This is a genomic window from Streptomyces sp. Je 1-79, from assembly GCF_025195125.1.
Lineage (GTDB): Bacteria > Actinomycetota > Actinomycetes > Streptomycetales > Streptomycetaceae > Streptomyces.
Map to the genome: position 1 here is coordinate 212,990 of NZ_JAMGSL010000003.1, position 15,096 is coordinate 228,085.

General features: G+C 72.8%; 14 protein-coding genes. 12 read left to right on the forward strand and 2 right to left on the reverse strand.

All coding sequences use genetic code 11. The features are described from left to right. Positions 1-8 precede the first annotated feature (8 nt). Complete coding sequence (locus M5362_RS06325) at positions 9-731, reverse strand: MBL fold metallo-hydrolase (protein ID WP_260226332.1); 723 nt, start codon at positions 729-731, stop codon at positions 9-11. Positions 732-884: 153 nt separating this feature from the next. Between M5362_RS06325 and hrcA the strand changes: the two genes are divergently transcribed. The 10 genes from hrcA to M5362_RS06375 all read left to right on the forward strand — a co-directional run bounded on the left by hrcA (position 885) and on the right by M5362_RS06375 (position 11,189). Beyond that, positions 885-1,904: a heat-inducible transcriptional repressor HrcA gene (hrcA, locus tag M5362_RS06330; RefSeq protein ID WP_260226333.1), complete on the forward strand. Its 1,020-nt coding sequence runs from the start codon at positions 885-887 to the stop codon at positions 1,902-1,904. Beyond that, complete coding sequence (gene dnaJ, locus M5362_RS06335; RefSeq protein WP_260226334.1) at positions 1,905-3,044, forward strand: molecular chaperone DnaJ; 1,140 nt, start codon at positions 1,905-1,907, stop codon at positions 3,042-3,044. A 191-nt stretch (positions 3,045-3,235) separates the two neighbouring features. Then, positions 3,236-4,312, forward strand: a complete 1,077-nt coding sequence (locus M5362_RS06340; protein WP_260226335.1) for a nitronate monooxygenase — start codon at positions 3,236-3,238, stop codon at positions 4,310-4,312. Further along, positions 4,309-5,052 carry a 16S rRNA (uracil(1498)-N(3))-methyltransferase gene (locus M5362_RS06345; protein WP_260226336.1) on the forward strand — a complete coding sequence of 248 codons (744 nt, stop codon included), beginning with the start codon at positions 4,309-4,311 and terminating at the stop codon, positions 5,050-5,052. The genes M5362_RS06340 and M5362_RS06345 overlap by 4 nt, the downstream gene beginning before the upstream one ends. A 229-nt stretch (positions 5,053-5,281) precedes the next feature. Next, positions 5,282-6,709: an AAA family ATPase gene (locus M5362_RS06350; RefSeq protein ID WP_260226337.1), complete on the forward strand. Its 1,428-nt coding sequence runs from the start codon at positions 5,282-5,284 to the stop codon at positions 6,707-6,709. After that, the gene (locus M5362_RS06355; protein ID WP_260226338.1) at positions 6,706-7,767 is read left to right on the forward strand and encodes a tetratricopeptide repeat protein; all 1,062 of its coding nucleotides are present in this window, start codon (positions 6,706-6,708) and stop codon (positions 7,765-7,767) included. The genes M5362_RS06350 and M5362_RS06355 overlap by 4 nt, the downstream gene beginning before the upstream one ends. Then, positions 7,767-8,855: a tetratricopeptide repeat protein gene (locus M5362_RS06360; protein WP_260226339.1), complete on the forward strand. Its 1,089-nt coding sequence runs from the start codon at positions 7,767-7,769 to the stop codon at positions 8,853-8,855. Before M5362_RS06355 ends, M5362_RS06360 begins: the two co-directional genes overlap by 1 nt. Positions 8,856-8,910: 55 nt before the next feature. Next, positions 8,911-9,270 (forward strand): histidine triad nucleotide-binding protein, encoded by a 360-nt coding sequence (locus M5362_RS06365; RefSeq protein ID WP_260226637.1) that lies wholly within the window; start codon positions 8,911-8,913, stop codon positions 9,268-9,270. A 13-nt stretch (positions 9,271-9,283) separates the two neighbouring features. After that, a complete protein-coding gene (locus tag M5362_RS06370; protein WP_260226340.1) occupies positions 9,284-10,186 on the forward strand; it encodes a ribonuclease Z in 903 nt (300 codons plus the stop codon). A 4-nt stretch (positions 10,187-10,190) separates the two neighbouring features. Then, positions 10,191-11,189, forward strand: a complete 999-nt coding sequence (locus M5362_RS06375) for an adenosine deaminase (RefSeq protein ID WP_260226341.1) — start codon at positions 10,191-10,193, stop codon at positions 11,187-11,189. Between the two features lie 52 nt (positions 11,190-11,241). On the opposite strand, the gene M5362_RS06380 is transcribed toward M5362_RS06375, so the two are convergent. Beyond that, positions 11,242-12,570 carry an MFS transporter gene (locus tag M5362_RS06380; RefSeq protein WP_260226342.1) on the reverse strand — a complete coding sequence of 443 codons (1,329 nt, stop codon included), beginning with the start codon at positions 12,568-12,570 and terminating at the stop codon, positions 11,242-11,244. Positions 12,571-12,832: 262 nt separating this feature from the next. Between M5362_RS06380 and M5362_RS06385 the strand changes: the two genes are divergently transcribed. Next, positions 12,833-13,948, forward strand: coding sequence for a PfkB family carbohydrate kinase (locus M5362_RS06385; protein WP_260226343.1), 1,116 nt, complete (start codon positions 12,833-12,835; stop codon positions 13,946-13,948). Between the two features lie 119 nt (positions 13,949-14,067). After that, positions 14,068-15,090: a PhoH family protein gene (locus M5362_RS06390; protein WP_260226344.1), complete on the forward strand. Its 1,023-nt coding sequence runs from the start codon at positions 14,068-14,070 to the stop codon at positions 15,088-15,090. Positions 15,091-15,096: the final 6 nt, after the last annotated feature.

Below are 15,096 nucleotides of genomic sequence, written 5' to 3' on the forward strand. Positions count from 1 at the left end.
GCGCGACGTTATGCGACGGAGAAGCGGCGTGCCAGTTCATCCCGCTGGCGCCGTACGAACGCCGCGTCCACCGCCGCTCCGTGCCCCGGCACGTACACCGCGCTCTCCCCGCCCACCCGCAGCAGCCGGTCCAGCGCGTCCGGCCAGCGCGACGGCAGCGCGTCCGGGCCCGCCTGCGGCTCGCCCGACTCCTCCACCAGGTCACCGCAGAAGACGACCTCCGGCGCGCCGGGCACGAAGAGCGCCAGATCGTGCGCGGTGTGGCCAGGCCCCATGTTCGCGAGCAGCACCTGGCGGCCGCCCAGGTCCAGCGTCCACTCCCCCGAGACCTCGTGGTGCGGCGCCACCAGCATGTCGGCCGCCTCCTCCGCGTCCCGTGCGTCCACCCCCTGACGTACGGCGTCCACGCGCAGCGCGTCCCCCTCCCGCCGCATCAGCTCGCGCAGACCCACCGCGCCGTACACCTCGGCGCCGGCGAAGGCCGCCGTGCCCAGAACATGATCGAAGTGGGGGTGACTCAGTGCGATGTGCGTCACTCTCCGGCCGCCCGTCAGCGCCTCCACCTGAGCCCGCAGCTCGGCGCCCTCCCGGAGCGTGGAGCCCGTGTCGTACAGCAGTACGGCCCGTCCTCCCACCACCAGGCCCACGGTGGCGTCCCAGCCGGGCAGGCGGCGGCGCCCCACCCCGTCCGCGATCCGCTCCCAGCCGAACTCTTCCCAAGTGAGGTCCATACCGCGACGCTATCCGCTACGACGCGACCTCCGACGCGGCCTCCTTGCCAGGAGCGATGCCCGCCGCCGTACACTGGCCGGGGGATTCCTGGCACTCGGACAGGGCGAGTGCCAAACGCGGAGCGACCGATACGACAGCTGGAGGTGTGCGCCATGCTCAGCGAACGCAGACTCGAGGTGCTGCGCGCCATCGTCCAGGACTACGTCGGGACGGAGGAGCCGGTCGGCTCCAAGGCGCTCACGGAGCGCCACAAGCTCGGCGTCTCGCCCGCCACGGTGCGCAACGACATGGCCGTCCTGGAGGACGAGGGCTACATCGCCCAGCCCCACACCAGCGCCGGACGCATCCCGACGGACAAGGGCTACCGCCTCTTCGTCGACCGGCTCGCCGGGGTCAAGCCGCTGTCGACGCCCGAGCGGCGCGCGATCCACAACTTCCTCGACGGGGCGGTCGACCTCGACGACGTCGTCGGGCGTACGGTCCGGCTGCTCGCGCAGCTGACCCGCCAGGTCGCCGTCGTGCAGTACCCGTCGCTGACCCGCTCGACGGTCCGGCACGTGGAGCTGCTCGCGCTGGCCCCCGCCCGGCTGATGCTCGTGCTGATCACGGACACCGGCCGGGTCGAGCAGCGTGTCATCGACTGCCCGGCGCCGTTCGGCGAGAGCTCGCTGGCGGACCTGCGCGCCCGGCTCAACAGCCGGGTCGTCGGCCGCCGTTTCGCGGACGTGCCGCAACTGGTGCAGGATCTTCCGGAGTCCTTCGAGGAGACGGAGGACCGAGGCACGGTCTCGACGGTGCTCGCGACCCTCCTCGAAACCCTGGTGGAAGAGCACGAGGAGCGGCTGATGATCGGCGGTACCGCCAATCTCACCCGCTTCGGCCATGACTTCCCCCTCACGATCAGGCCGGTGCTCGAGGCGCTGGAGGAGCAGGTCGTGCTCCTCAAGCTGCTCGGCGAGGCCAAGGACTCGGGCATGACCGTACGGATCGGGCACGAGAACGCCCATGAGGGCCTCACCTCCACGTCCGTCGTCGCGGTCGGCTACGGTTCGGGCGACGAGGCAGTCGCCAAACTCGGCGTGGTCGGACCGACCCGCATGGACTACCCCGGAACGATGGGAGCGGTACGCGCAGTGGCACGTTACGTCGGACAGATCCTGGCGGAGTCGTAAGTGGCCACGGACTACTACGCCGTACTCGGCGTGCGCCGCGACGCGTCCCAGGACGAGATCAAGAAGGCATTCCGGCGGCTCGCGCGCGAGCTGCACCCGGATGTGAATCCCGATCCGAAGACGCAGGAGCGGTTCAAGGAGATCAACGCCGCGTACGAGGTGTTGTCGGACCCGCAGAAGAAGCAGGTCTACGACCTCGGCGGTGACCCGCTGTCCGCCTCCGGCGGTGGCGGTGGAGCCGGCGGCTTCGGCGCGGGCGGTTTCGGGAACTTCTCGGACATCATGGACGCGTTCTTCGGTACGGCGTCGCAGCGCGGACCGCGCTCGCGCACCCGGCGCGGCCAGGACGCGATGATCCGGCTGGAGATCGACCTCAACGAGGCGGCCTTCGGCACGACCAAGGACATCCAGGTCGACACGGCGGTCGTCTGTACGACGTGTTCGGGTGAGGGCGCCGCGCCCGGCACTTCCGCCCAGACCTGTGACATGTGTCGCGGCCGCGGTGAGGTCTCGCAGGTCACGCGGTCCTTCCTGGGCCAGGTCATGACCTCCCGCCCCTGCCCGCAGTGCCAGGGCTTCGGCACCGTCGTCCCGACCCCGTGCCCGGAGTGCGCGGGGGACGGCCGGGTCCGCTCGCGTCGCACGCTGACCGTGAAGATCCCGGCCGGTGTCGACAACGGCACGCGTATCCAGCTCGCGGGCGAGGGCGAGGTCGGCCCCGGCGGCGGCCCCGCCGGCGACCTGTATGTCGAGATCCACGAGGTCCCGCACGAGACCTTCCAGCGGCGCGGCGACGACCTGCACTGCACCGTCACCATCCCGATGACGGCGGGAGCACTCGGCACGAAGGTGCCGTTGCAGACGCTCGACGGGATGGAGGAGGTCGACATCCGCCCGGGCACCCAGTCCGGCCAGTCGATCCCGCTGCACGGGCGCGGCATCACGCACCTGCGCGGTGGCGGTCGCGGCGACCTGATCGTGCACGTCGAGGTGACGACACCGTCGAAGCTCGACGCCGAGCAGGAACGGCTGCTGCGCGAACTGGCGAAGCTGCGCGGCGAGGAGCGGCCCACGGGGCAGTTCCAGCCCGGGCAGCAGGGGCTGTTCTCCCGGCTGAAGGACGCGTTCAACGGCCGGTAGGCGTGACGGGCCGTTCTCGTGTCCGACGGGCGCGAGCAACGGCAAGGCGTGACGGGTCGTTCTCGTGTCCGACGGGCGCGTGCAGCGGTCGGCAGAGCCGGTTCCCGTCGGCCCGCAGGCCGACGTTCTGCCTGGAAGGGGCGGTATCCGCGGGGCGCGGATGCCGCCCTTCCGTATGACACGATGCCTGCATGTCCACCGCGCTGAACGATCTCTCCCGATACCCGATCGTGCAGGCCCCCATGGCGGGTGGCGCCGCCCGTCCGGAGCTCGTCGGGGCCGTGTGCGAGGCCGGCGGACTCGGGTTCCTCGCCGGGGGGTACAAGACCGCCGGCGGTCTGTACCAGGAGATCAAGCAGGTGCGTGGGCTGACCGGGCAGCCCTTCGGCGTCAACCTCTTCATGCCGCCCGGCGGACAGCCCGCCGACCCCGCCGCCGTCGAGGTGTACCGGCACCAGCTCTCCGGCGAGGCCACCTGGTACGAGACGACCCTCGGCGACCCCGACCACGGCCGCGACGACGCCTACGACGCCAAGCTCGCGATCCTCCTCGAGGATCCCGTCCCGGTCGTCTCCTTCACCTTCGGCTGCCCGGAGCGGGCGACGTTCCACGCGTTCGCCCGCGCCGGTACGTACACGATCGTCACCGTGACCTCGCCCGACGAGGCCCAGGCCGCTCAGCGGGCCGGTGCCGACGCGGTCTGCGTCCAGGGCGTCGAGGCGGGCGGGCACCAGGGCACGCACCGCGACGACCCGGACGCCACGCTCGCCGGGACCGGTCTCCTCACGCTCGTCACCCAGGTCAGGGAGGCCGTGCGGCTGCCGATCGTCGCGACCGGCGGGATCATGCGCGGTGCCCAGATCGCCGCGGTCCTCGCCGCCGGGGCCGACGCCGCCCAGCTCGGCACCGCGTTCCTCGTCTGCCCCGAATCGGGCGCGCACGCGCTGCACAAGCAGGCCCTGACCAACCCGCTCTTCGTCCGCACCGAGCTCACCCGGGCCTTCTCCGGCCGCCCGGCGCGCGGGCTCGTCAACCGCTTCGTGCGCGAGCACGGGCCGTACGCCCCCGCCGCCTACCCCGAGGTCCACCACCTCACCGCACCCCTCCGCAAGGCCGCCGCCACCGCGGGCGACCCGCAGGGCATGGCCCTGTGGGCCGGCCAGGGGCACCGGCTGGCCCGTGAACTCCCGGCCGGTCAACTGGTCGAGGTGCTGGCCTCCGAACTCGACACCGCACTGACCGCGCAGGCCCACAGGAGCGCCTCATGACCGCACCCGTCTTCGTCGTCGAGGCCGTCCCCGGCCTCGGCTCCTTCCTCCTCGACGGCTCCGAGGGCCGTCACGCCGTCTCCGTGAAGCGGATGCGCGCGGGGGAGGACCTCGTCCTGACGGACGGACGGGGCGCGTGGGCCGACTGCGTCGTGCTCGCCGCCGAGGGCAAGGACCAGCTGACCGTCCAGGTCTCGGGTACGGCCGTGGAGCCGGAGCCCCTGCCCCGTATCACCGTCGTCCAGGCGCTTCCCAAGGGCGACCGGGGCGAACTGGCCGTCGAGATCATGACGGAGACCGGCGTCGACGCGATCGTGCCGTGGGCCGCGTCCCGCTGCATCACCCAGTGGAAGGGCGACCGCGGGCTGAAGGCGCTCGCCAAGTGGCGGGCGACCGCGCGCGAGGCGGGCAAGCAGTCGCGCCGCACCCGTTTCCCCGAGGTCGCCGACGCGATGACCACCAAGCAGGTCGCCGCGCTCCTCGCGGGCGCCGACTTCGCCGCCGTCCTGCACGAGGACCGTGACCACCCCAGCGGCGCGCTCGCCGACGCCGAACTCCCCGCCGAGGGCGAGATCGTGCTCGTCGTCGGGCCCGAGGGGGGCGTCTCGCCGGAGGAGCTGGCGGCCTTCGAGACGGCGGGCGCGAAGCCGTACCGACTGGGCCACAGCGTGCTCCGTACCTCCACGGCCGGCACCGCGGCCACGGCCCTGCTCCTCGGCCGAACGGGCCGCTGGAGCTAGACCGGCACGCTCTGACCCTCCTGTCGCTCTCGGGGCTCCGCACGCTCTCGGGTCTCCGGTCCCTCGTCGCCAGCGCGTCGAACAGGGGCCGGACGTCCGCCTCTTGCAGGCCGTGGGCGGTCGTAGGGAGGCCGCGCGCCGTGGCTTTGTCGAGGAAGCGGCGTACCACCCCGGATCCGTTCGGGAACCCGGTGGACGCGGGCGCCGGGTTGCTCCCTAGGCTGACCGCATGTCCGACGAGTCTCCCCTGATCCGTAGTCTGCGCGCCGCGGTCGCCGCCGCGCCCGAAGACGTGCCCTTGCGGCTCCACTTCGCCGAGCTGCTCCTGGCCGAGGGGCGTGGCGACGAGGCCGTCACCGAGGCCGCCGTCGCGCTCCAGCACGCGCCGGGTGACGGGGCGGCACGGGCGCTGATGGTCCGCGCGATGGGGCTGCCCGCCCAGACCCCCGGGGCCCCGGCCCCCGCAACCCCGGCCCAGGCCCCCGCAGCTCCGGCCTCGGCAGCCCCGGCCCCCGCAACTCCGGCTCAGGACGTCCCCGCAGACCCCGCGACCCCCGCTGTCGAGGCGTCTGCCCCCGTCGTTCCGGACGCCACGGCGGCCTCCGGCCCCGATGCGTCCGACGGGCCGCCCGGCTTCGACTGGGCCGCCGCCGAGCAGCAGATCGGGCACGTCGTCGGCCCCCGCTTCGTCGACGGCGACGGCGACGGCGACGGCGGCGACCTGGAGCAGCCGCTCACCGCCGACGGGAGCGGCGACGCCGGTGACGCGTCCGCCTGGGACGTCGACGCCCCCGGCTCCGTACGCCTCGCCGACGTCGGCGGGATGCGGGAGGTCAAGGACCGCCTGGAGGCCGCCTTCCTCGCCCCCATGCGCAACCCCGAACTCCGCAAGCTGTACGGCAAGTCCCTCCGCGGCGGCCTGCTCCTCTACGGTCCGCCCGGCTGCGGCAAGACGTTCATCGCCCGCGCCGTCGCCGGAGAGCTCGGCGCGAGCTTCATGTCGATCTCGCTCGCCGACATCCTCGACATGTACATCGGTACGTCCGAGAAGAACGTCCACGACATCTTCGAGACCGCCCGTGCCCAGGCCCCCTGCGTCGTCTTCCTCGACGAGCTGGACGCGCTCGGTGCCAAGCGCTCCCGCAGCCACCACAGCGGGCTGCGCAACGTCGTCAACCAGCTCCTCACCGAGCTCGACGGCATCGACGGGGCCGAGAACGAGGGCGTCTTCGTGCTCGCCGCCACCAACGTGCCCTGGGACGTGGACCTCGCGCTGCGCCGCCCCGGCCGCCTCGACCGCACCCTGCTCGTGCTGCCGCCCGACGCCCCGGCCCGCGACGCGATCCTCCGCTACCACCTGCGGGAGCGCCCCATCGAGTCGGTCGACCTCGGCAAGCTCGTCAAGGTCACCGAGGACTTCTCCGGCGCCGATCTCGCCCATCTCTGCGAGACGGCCGCCGAGTCCGCGCTCCTCGACTCCGCCCGTACCGGCACCGTGCGCCTGATCAACATGAAGGACCTGCTGGGCGCGGCGAAGCAGATCAAGCCGTCCAGCGAGTCCTGGTTCGCCTCGGCCCGCAACGTGGCGATGTTCGCCAACGACGGCGGCATGTACGACGACCTGGTCGCCTACCTGAAGAAGAAGCGCAAGCTGTGAGTCCGCACCCGCAGGTCCAACGGGCCAGCCTGCTCTACGAGATGATGCGGGACGAGGAGGCCTACGAGCTGATCCGCCGCCGCCTCGCCGAGGACCCCGACGACCACCACGCGTGGTCCGTGCTCGGCCAGTGCCTGATCACCCTCGGGCGGCCGTCCGAGGCCCTCGCCGCCGCCATCGAGTCGCTGCGGCTCGAACCCCAGTACCTCGAAGCCCACTTCGTGCGCGGCGTGGCGCTGCGCCATCTCGGCCGGCTGAAGGAGGCCGAGGCGGCGCAGCGCGAGGCGATCCGCATCGACCCGTACGCCTGGGGCCCGCGCCGGCACCTCGCCGAGCTGCTGCTCGAACTGGCCCCGGACCGTCCGGAGGACGCGCTGGAACAGGCCCGCACCGCGGTGCGGATCGGGCCGGACGTGACCTACACCTGGCAGACCATGTACAAGGTCGCCTCGTTCCACGGGCGAACCGAGCTGGCCGACGAGGCCGTACGGGAGCTCATCCGCGTCGACCCCACGCACACCCTCGCGGTCACCGTGAGCACCGAGCGCGAGGCCGCCAGGCCCGGCACGTCCGCCGCCCGGGCCGCCGACATGTACGCGAGCGGACTCGCCGCGGCCCCCGAATCCGAAGCGCTGCGCACGGACCTCGACAAGGCCGTCTACCGGATGCTGCGCGGCACCCGCTGGCTCGCCCTGCTCTGCCTGGTGATGGCCGGGGTGACCGTCGACATCTTCCCGACCGAGGGCGAGGAGCCGAAGGACCTCCCGATCCACCTCGGCACCCGGCTCTGGGCGCTCGCGCTGATGGCGGCGGTCTGGGGCTTCGGCGCCCTGCGCCGCTACCTGCGGATGCGCACCGGCGCGAAGCTGACCGTACGGGACCTCGTGCGGCGGCTGTTCTGGCCCCGGGTCGTCCTCGGGCAGGCCACACTCGCGACGCTCTGCGCCCTGGTGATGCTCCTCGTGCCGTGGACCGACCGCACGATCCCGCAGGTCCTGTTCTGGCTGGGGCTCGTACCGAACCTGCTCAGCATCACCCACGACCGGGACAAGGTCTGATGAGCCCCACCCTGGACAGGGCCGACGCCCTCTTCGACGTCGGACGGTACGAGCAGGCCGCCGCGCTCGCCGCCCAGCATCTGGCCACCGTCCCTCAGGACGCCGCCGCGCTGGTCCTGCTGGCCCGCTGCCGGCACCGCCTGGGCCGCGAGCAGGAGGCCCTGGAGTCCGTCGAGGCGGCGCTGCTCGCCGAACCCGACTCGCTGCCGGCCTGGCTGATGCGCACGCACATCCTGCTCGCGCTGAAGAGCTACGAGGAGGCCGAGCGCTCCGCCCGGCACTCCGTCGAACTCGCCCCCGGGTACTGGGGCAGCCACTACGCCCTCGGCACCGTCCTCGACCGTTCCGTCCGTACGGAGCGCAGGCGCGAGGCGTACGACGCGGCCCGCACCGCCGTCGGGCTCGCCCCGGAGGAGAGCGACGCGCACTTCCTCGTCGGCCTCACCGCCCAGCGCAACGGCGACCACCGCGTCGCCCGGCAGGCCTACGAGACGGCGCTGCGCCTCGACCCGGAGAGCAGCGAGGCGCACAACAACCTCTCCCTGCTGCATCTGCGCGGCCGCTGGCTCCGGCCCGGCGCGTGGACGAAGGCCGCCGAGGGCTTCGTCGAGTCCGCGGCGCTGGACATGAACGACCGGCAGGCCCGCTACAACCTGGAGACCATGGCCTGGGGCACCGCCGCCGGAGCCCGCTGGGTGGCCCTGCTCGGCTTCGTCGCGGCCTCCATCGGCTCGGCGCCGCTGCGGACCGGCTCGTCGGGCGCCGAGGCCGCCGTCCCGTACGTGATCGGCGCGCTCGTCCTCGTCGCCGGCTGGGCCGGCTGGGCGGTGTGGATCACCCGCCGCGTCCCGCCGCGGCTGCGCCGCCCGCTGCTCCTCGTGGCACGCAACTGCCGGCCCGTACTCGCCATGGCGGTCGCCGTCGGACTGCTCGGTCTGCACTCGGCGGCTTCGCTGGCGCTGTGGACGCTGGACGAGTCCGTCCTCGGGGTGCTCGGCTTCCCGCTCTTCTGGACCGTGATCATCACCTACTGGGTGAGCCGCGCCGCCCTGCAGCGCCGCGCCCCCCGTCCCGAGCGCGGCCGGTGACGCGGCCGATACGATGCGGGAGGAACTGATCACCGAAGGCGAGGAGGCCCGGGCCATGGCCGGAGAGCCGCAGAGCGACTGCCTGTTCTGCAAGATCGCGGACGGGGAGGTCCCGGCGACGATCGTGCGCGAGACGGAGACGACCGTCGCCTTCCGGGACATCAACCCGCAGGCGCCCACGCACGTGCTCGTCATCCCGCGCGTCCACTACCCCGACGCCGCCAGCCTCGCCGCCGTCGCGCCGGCCATCGCCGCCGACGTGCTGCGCGAGGCCGGCGAGATCGCCGCGCAGGAGAAGGTCGACGGCAGCGGCTTCCGGATCGTCTTCAACACCGGCGCGGGCGCGGGCCAGACCGTCTTCCACGCCCACGCGCACGTGCTCGGCGGACGCGGCCTCAACTGGCCTCCCGGATAGTCGCGGAGACGACGTGTCGGTACGTGAACTCGTCGTGCTCGGGACCGCGAGCCAGGTCCCGACCCGGCACCGCAACCACAACGGCTATCTGCTGCGCTGGGACGGTCAGGGCATCCTGTTCGACCCCGGCGAGGGCACCCAGCGGCAGATGCTGCGGGCCGGGGTCGCCGCCCACGACCTCGACCGGATCTGCGTCACGCACTTCCACGGCGACCACTCGCTGGGCCTGGCCGGAGTGATCCAGCGGATCAACCTCGACCAGGTCCCGCACCCCGTCACCGCGCACTACCCGGCGAGCGGACAGCGGTTCTTCGAGCGGCTGCGGTACGCGACGGCCTACCGCGAGACGGTGAAGCTGACGCAGGCCCCGGTGGCCGCCGACGGTCCCCTCGCCGTCACCGAGTCGTACACCCTGGACGCGTACAGGCTCTCGCACCCGGTGGAGTCGTACGGCTACCGGGTCACCGAGCCCGACGGGCGCCGCATCCTGCCCGAGCGGCTTGCCGCGCACGGCATCAAGGGGCCGGACGTGGGCCGGATCCAGCGCGAGGGCGTCCTGAACGGCGTGACGCTGGCGGAGGTCAGCGAGGTCCGGCGCGGGCAGCGGTTCGCGTTCGTCATGGACACCCGGCTCTGCGACGGCGTGCACGCGCTCGCCGAGGGCGCCGACATGCTGGTGATCGAGTCGACCTTCCTCGACGAGGACGTCCGGCTCGCCACCGACCACGGCCATCTGACGGCCGGCCAGGCCGCGGCCGTCGCGCGCGACGCGGGGGTGCGGCACCTCGTCCTCACCCACTTCTCGCAGCGGTACGGCGACCCCGACGAGTTCGAGCGGCAGGCGCGGGCGGCCGGGTTCGACGGCGAGCTGAGCATTGCCCAGGACCTCATGAGGGTCCCCCTACCGAAAAGATAGATCCATGCCCCTCCCCAAGGCCGAACTCCACCTCCACATCGAAGGCACCCTCGAACCCGAGCTGGCGTTCGCGCTCGCCGCGCGCAACGGCGTCACGCTGCCGTACGCGGACACCGAGGAGCTGCGCAAGGCGTACCTCTTCAGCGATCTGCAGTCCTTCCTGGACCTGTACTACGGTCTGATGGCCGTCCTGCACACGGCCGAGGACTTCACCGAGCTCGCCGACGCCTATCTGGCGCGGGCCGCGGCCCAGGGTGTGCGGCACGCCGAGATCTTCTTCGACCCGCAGGCCCACACCGCCCGTGGCGTGCCGATCGGGACGGTGATCGAGGGTCTGGGGCGCGCGCTCGACGGGGCCGAGGAGCGGCACGGCGTCTCGACGCGGCTGATCATGTGCTTCCTGCGCGACGAGTCCGCCGCGTCGGCGATGGCGACGCTGGAGGCCGCGAGGCCGTATCTGCACCGGATCACCGGCGTCGGTCTCGACTCGGCGGAGGTGGGCCACCCGCCGTCGAAGTTCCGCGAGGTGTACGCGGCGGCGGAGGCGCTCGGTCTGCGCAAGGTCGCCCACGCGGGCGAGGAGGGCCCGCCGGCCTACATCCGCGAGGCGCTGGACGTGCTGGGCGTCGAGCGGGTCGACCACGGCCTGCGCTGTGTGGAGGACCCGGAGCTGGTGGAGCGGCTTGTGCGGGAGCGGGTGCCGCTGACGCTCTGCCCGCTGTCGAACGTACGCCTGCGGGCGATCGACGTCCTGGAGGACCACCCACTGGCCTCGATGCTGGACGCCGGTCTGGTCGCCACGGTCAACTCCGACGACCCGGCGTACTTCGGCGGCTACGTGGGCGACACCTTCGACGCGGTGCGGGGCGCGCTGGGGCTGGACCGGGAGCAGCTGCGGACGCTGGCCCGCAACTCCTTCGAGGCGTCCTTCCTCGACGACGACGAGGACCGCAGGGCGCGGTACCTGGCCGAGGTCGAGGCGTACGACTTCGACGCGGAGTAGGGGGCGGGGTACGTCCACGGGCGCGGGTGCACCCGCGATCCCCGGCGCCGCCCTAGCCCCGGTCGCTCGGGCGGGCCAGGCGGAAGGCGCGGCGGTCGGCGCGGCGGCGGGACGGGACCGGGATCTCGGTGACCTCCTGCTCCGGGGCGCCCATCTGCGGGACCAGGCCGGTCGCCGCGGTGGTCGTGCCCGCGACCACGGCCGCCGGGGCGCCGCCGCGGCGGCGGACGGAGCCGGGGACCAGCGGGCGGCCGGAGGTGTGCAGGGCGACCGCCGTCATCGGGACCGCGACCACCAGGAGCAGGACGCACAGGATCAGGCCCATGCCCGGGTATCCGGCGTGCTCGGACAGGACGCTGCCGGTGACCGGGCCGCAGGCCACGCCCAGGGAGGACGCCGAGCCCACGAGGACGGCCCAGCGGCCGCGCGGGTCCAGCGAGGCGGCGAGGCCGAGCAGGTACGACAGGACCACCGGGTAGAAGACGTTCCAGAGGATCTCGCCGGTCGCGAACGCGGGCAGGTCCTCGGCGCCGGAGCTGACCAGCACGCACACGGCGATGATCGCCGTGCCCGCCCCGACCGGGGCGGCCCGGCCGAGCCGTGAGCCGATCGCTCCCGCGGCCGTGACGCCCGCGAGACCGGCCCCCAGCGCCACCGCGAAGACGGCGCCGACGGTCACCTCGCTCAGCCCGGCCTGGGTGAGCCCGATCCGGCCGCTGACGCCCCACAGGGCGTTCTGCGCCATGGACCAGCACAGGATCGCGGCGGCCAGCACGAACCCGGACCGCCGGTGCGGCAGTGGGGATCCCTCGCCGCCTCTGGCGGGCCCCGCGGCGGGGCGCCCGGACCCGCCCGCCAGGCCGCCCGTCAGCGGCCAGACCAGCGCCGCCGTGAGCGCGATGGACGCGAACGGCAGCGCGTGGCCGCCGCCGAGGTGGGGGAGCGTGAGGTAGAGCGCGCCGGCCGTCGCCGAGACCGTGAGCAGGCCGAGTGTCGAGGCCCGGTGCGGGTCCCGCTGGGCCGCGAGGCCCGACGCGGCGACCGCCAGCGTCGTACCGGAGCCGAAGCCGCCCACGACCGCGCCGCCCACCACCAGCGGAACGCTCGCGGTCAGTGCCGCCGAGCCGTAGCCGACGGCCATGGCCAGGAGGCCGCAGCGGGCCACTCGGCGCGGGCCGAGGCGTTCCACGCGCGCGGCGAGCGTGAAGCCCGCGGCGGCGGAGGCGAGGAGGAGGACCGAGCCGACCAGGCCCGCCTGGGCCGGGGAGAGGCCGAGCCCGGCGGAGAGTCTGCCGACGACGGTCGGGAGCAGGTACGGAGCGAGATAACCGGCCGTGAACAGGGCGACAAGAGGCCCCAGGGCACGCGGGCGCGACGACATGGGCGTTCCAGAGAACGGGAGGAACAGGGGGTGGAGCGCCCGGTGTTGCACGGGATCGCGGGACATATCTATCAAGTCGGCGGGGGATGGGAGAAGCCCGAACGGGAAGGAAACCACCCAATCCGCGTGTGATCTGAGTCACTATGGGTTTGGGGTCGTATTCCCCGGGTAAACGGGCTCGTTTTTCGCCTGCGTCACACCTGGCCGCCAGAACCCCATCGGGCACACTGACCTGATCCGCACCACGACCGGGGAGCCTGCCGTGACCACAGCAAAGGGAGACCAGCAACACGACGCGGGAGTCGATCCGTTGGTGCGCCTGCGCGAGCCCACGGACCCCGACTGCGACGTCTTCCTCACCGGCACGGTCTTCCTCGACATCATCTTCACCGGCCTCGACAGCGCCCCCGTGCGCGGGACCGAATCCTGGGCCAGGGGCATGGGCTCCAGCCCCGGGGGCGTCGCCAACATGGCCACCGCCCTCGCCCGCCTCGGCCTGCGGACCTCGCTCGCCGCCGCCTTCGGGGACGACCACTACGGCGAGTACTGCTGGGACGCGCTGGAGCAGGGGGAGGGCATCGACCTCTCGCTCTCCCGGACCGTGCCCGGCTGGCACTCCCCGGTCACCGTCTCCATGGCGTACGAGGGCGAGCGCACGATGGTCTCCCACGGCCACGAGGCCCCGCCGCTGGACGGCGCCCTGCCCGCCTACCCGCCGCACGCCCGGGCCGCCGTCGCCTCGCTCGTACCCGGCCGCGCCGAGGAGTGGGTCGCCCAGACCGCCCGCGGCGGCGCGAAGGTCTTCGCCGACGTCGGCTGGGACGACACCGGCCGCTGGGACCTGAACGGCCTGACCGATCTGGAGCACTGCGAGGCCTTCCTGCCCAACGCCCAGGAGGCCATGCGGTACACCCGCACCGACTGCCCCAGGGCCGCCGCCCGCGCGCTCACCGACAAGGTCCGCTACGCGGTGGTCACCCTGGGGGCCGAGGGCGCTTACGCGGTCGACGGCGCCACCGGCGAGACCGCCGAGGTGCCCGCCATCGAGGTCTCCGCCCTCGACCCGACCGGCGCCGGGGACGTCTTCGTGGCCGGGTTCGTCACCGGCACGCTCGCCGGCTGGCCCCTCGCCGACCGGCTGGCCTTCGCGGGGCTGATCGCCGCACTCTCCGTGCAGGAGTTCGGCGGCTCCCTCTCGGCGCCGGGCTGGCGCGAGGTCGCCGCCTGGTGGGAGCACGTCCAGGAGCACGTCTGCCAGGACCCCGAGGCCCTGCGCGGCCGCTACGCCTTCCTGGAGCGGCTGCTCCCGGCCGCGACCCGCCCCTGGCCCCTGCGCCGGGCCGTCCCGACGATCGGGTTCAGGGCCCCGCGGTCGTAGCGCCCGCCCGGAAAAGCCTTCGGTCCTGTCAGTGACAAGTCGTAGGCTTGGTAACCCAGAGGTTGTCGAGCAGCGAGAACCCTGCAACGGGAGGTATGCGCAGGCCACAGTGCCGGCCCATGACTCAGACACCCACAGCCCCCAAGGGCGCGCCGGGCGAGGCCCGCGCCCACTTCACCGTCCCCGCCAAGCATCCGATGGTGAGCGTTCTCGGCTCCGGTGACGCACTCCTTCGCGTGATCGAGAAGGCGTTCCCGGAGACCGACATCCATGTCCGGGGCAACCAGGTCAGCGCGGTGGGCGAGGCGACGGAAGTCGCTCTCATCCAGCGACTGTTCGACGAGATGATGCTGGTGCTCCGCACCGGACAGCCGATGACGGAGGACGCAGTGGAACGCTCGATCGCCATGCTCAGGGCGAGCGAGAACGGTACGGCGGAGGCCGGTCAGGAGACCCCGGCCGAGGTGCTCACGCAGAACATCCTCTCCAGCCGCGGTCGCACCATCCGCCCCAAGACCCTCAACCAGAAGCGGTACGTCGACGCGATCGACAAGCACACGATCGTCTTCGGCATCGGCCCCGCGGGTACCGGCAAGACGTATCTGGCCATGGCCAAGGCGGTCCAGGCCCTGCAGTCCAAGCAGGTCACCCGGATCATCCTGACCCGGCCGGCCGTCGAGGCGGGCGAGCGGCTCGGCTTCCTGCCCGGCACGCTCTACGAGAAGATCGACCCCTACCTGCGGCCGCTCTACGACGCGCTGCACGACATGCTCGACCCCGACTCGATCCCGAAGCTGATGGCCTCGGGCACGATCGAGGTCGCGCCGCTGGCGTACATGCGAGGACGGACGCTCAACGACGCGTTCATCATCCTCGACGAGGCGCAGAACACGAACCCCGAGCAGATGAAGATGTTCCTCACCCGCCTCGGCTTCGAATCCAAGATCGTCATCACCGGTGACGTCACCCAGGTCGACCTGCCCGGCGGCACGAAGAGCGGTCTGCGCCAGGTCCGCGACATCCTGGACGGCGTCCCCGACGTCCACTTCTCGACGCTCACCTCCCAGGATGTCGTCCGGCACAAGCTCGTCGGCCGTATCGTCGACGCGTACGAGCAGTACGACAGCCGCAACGGGAAGTAGCGCAGA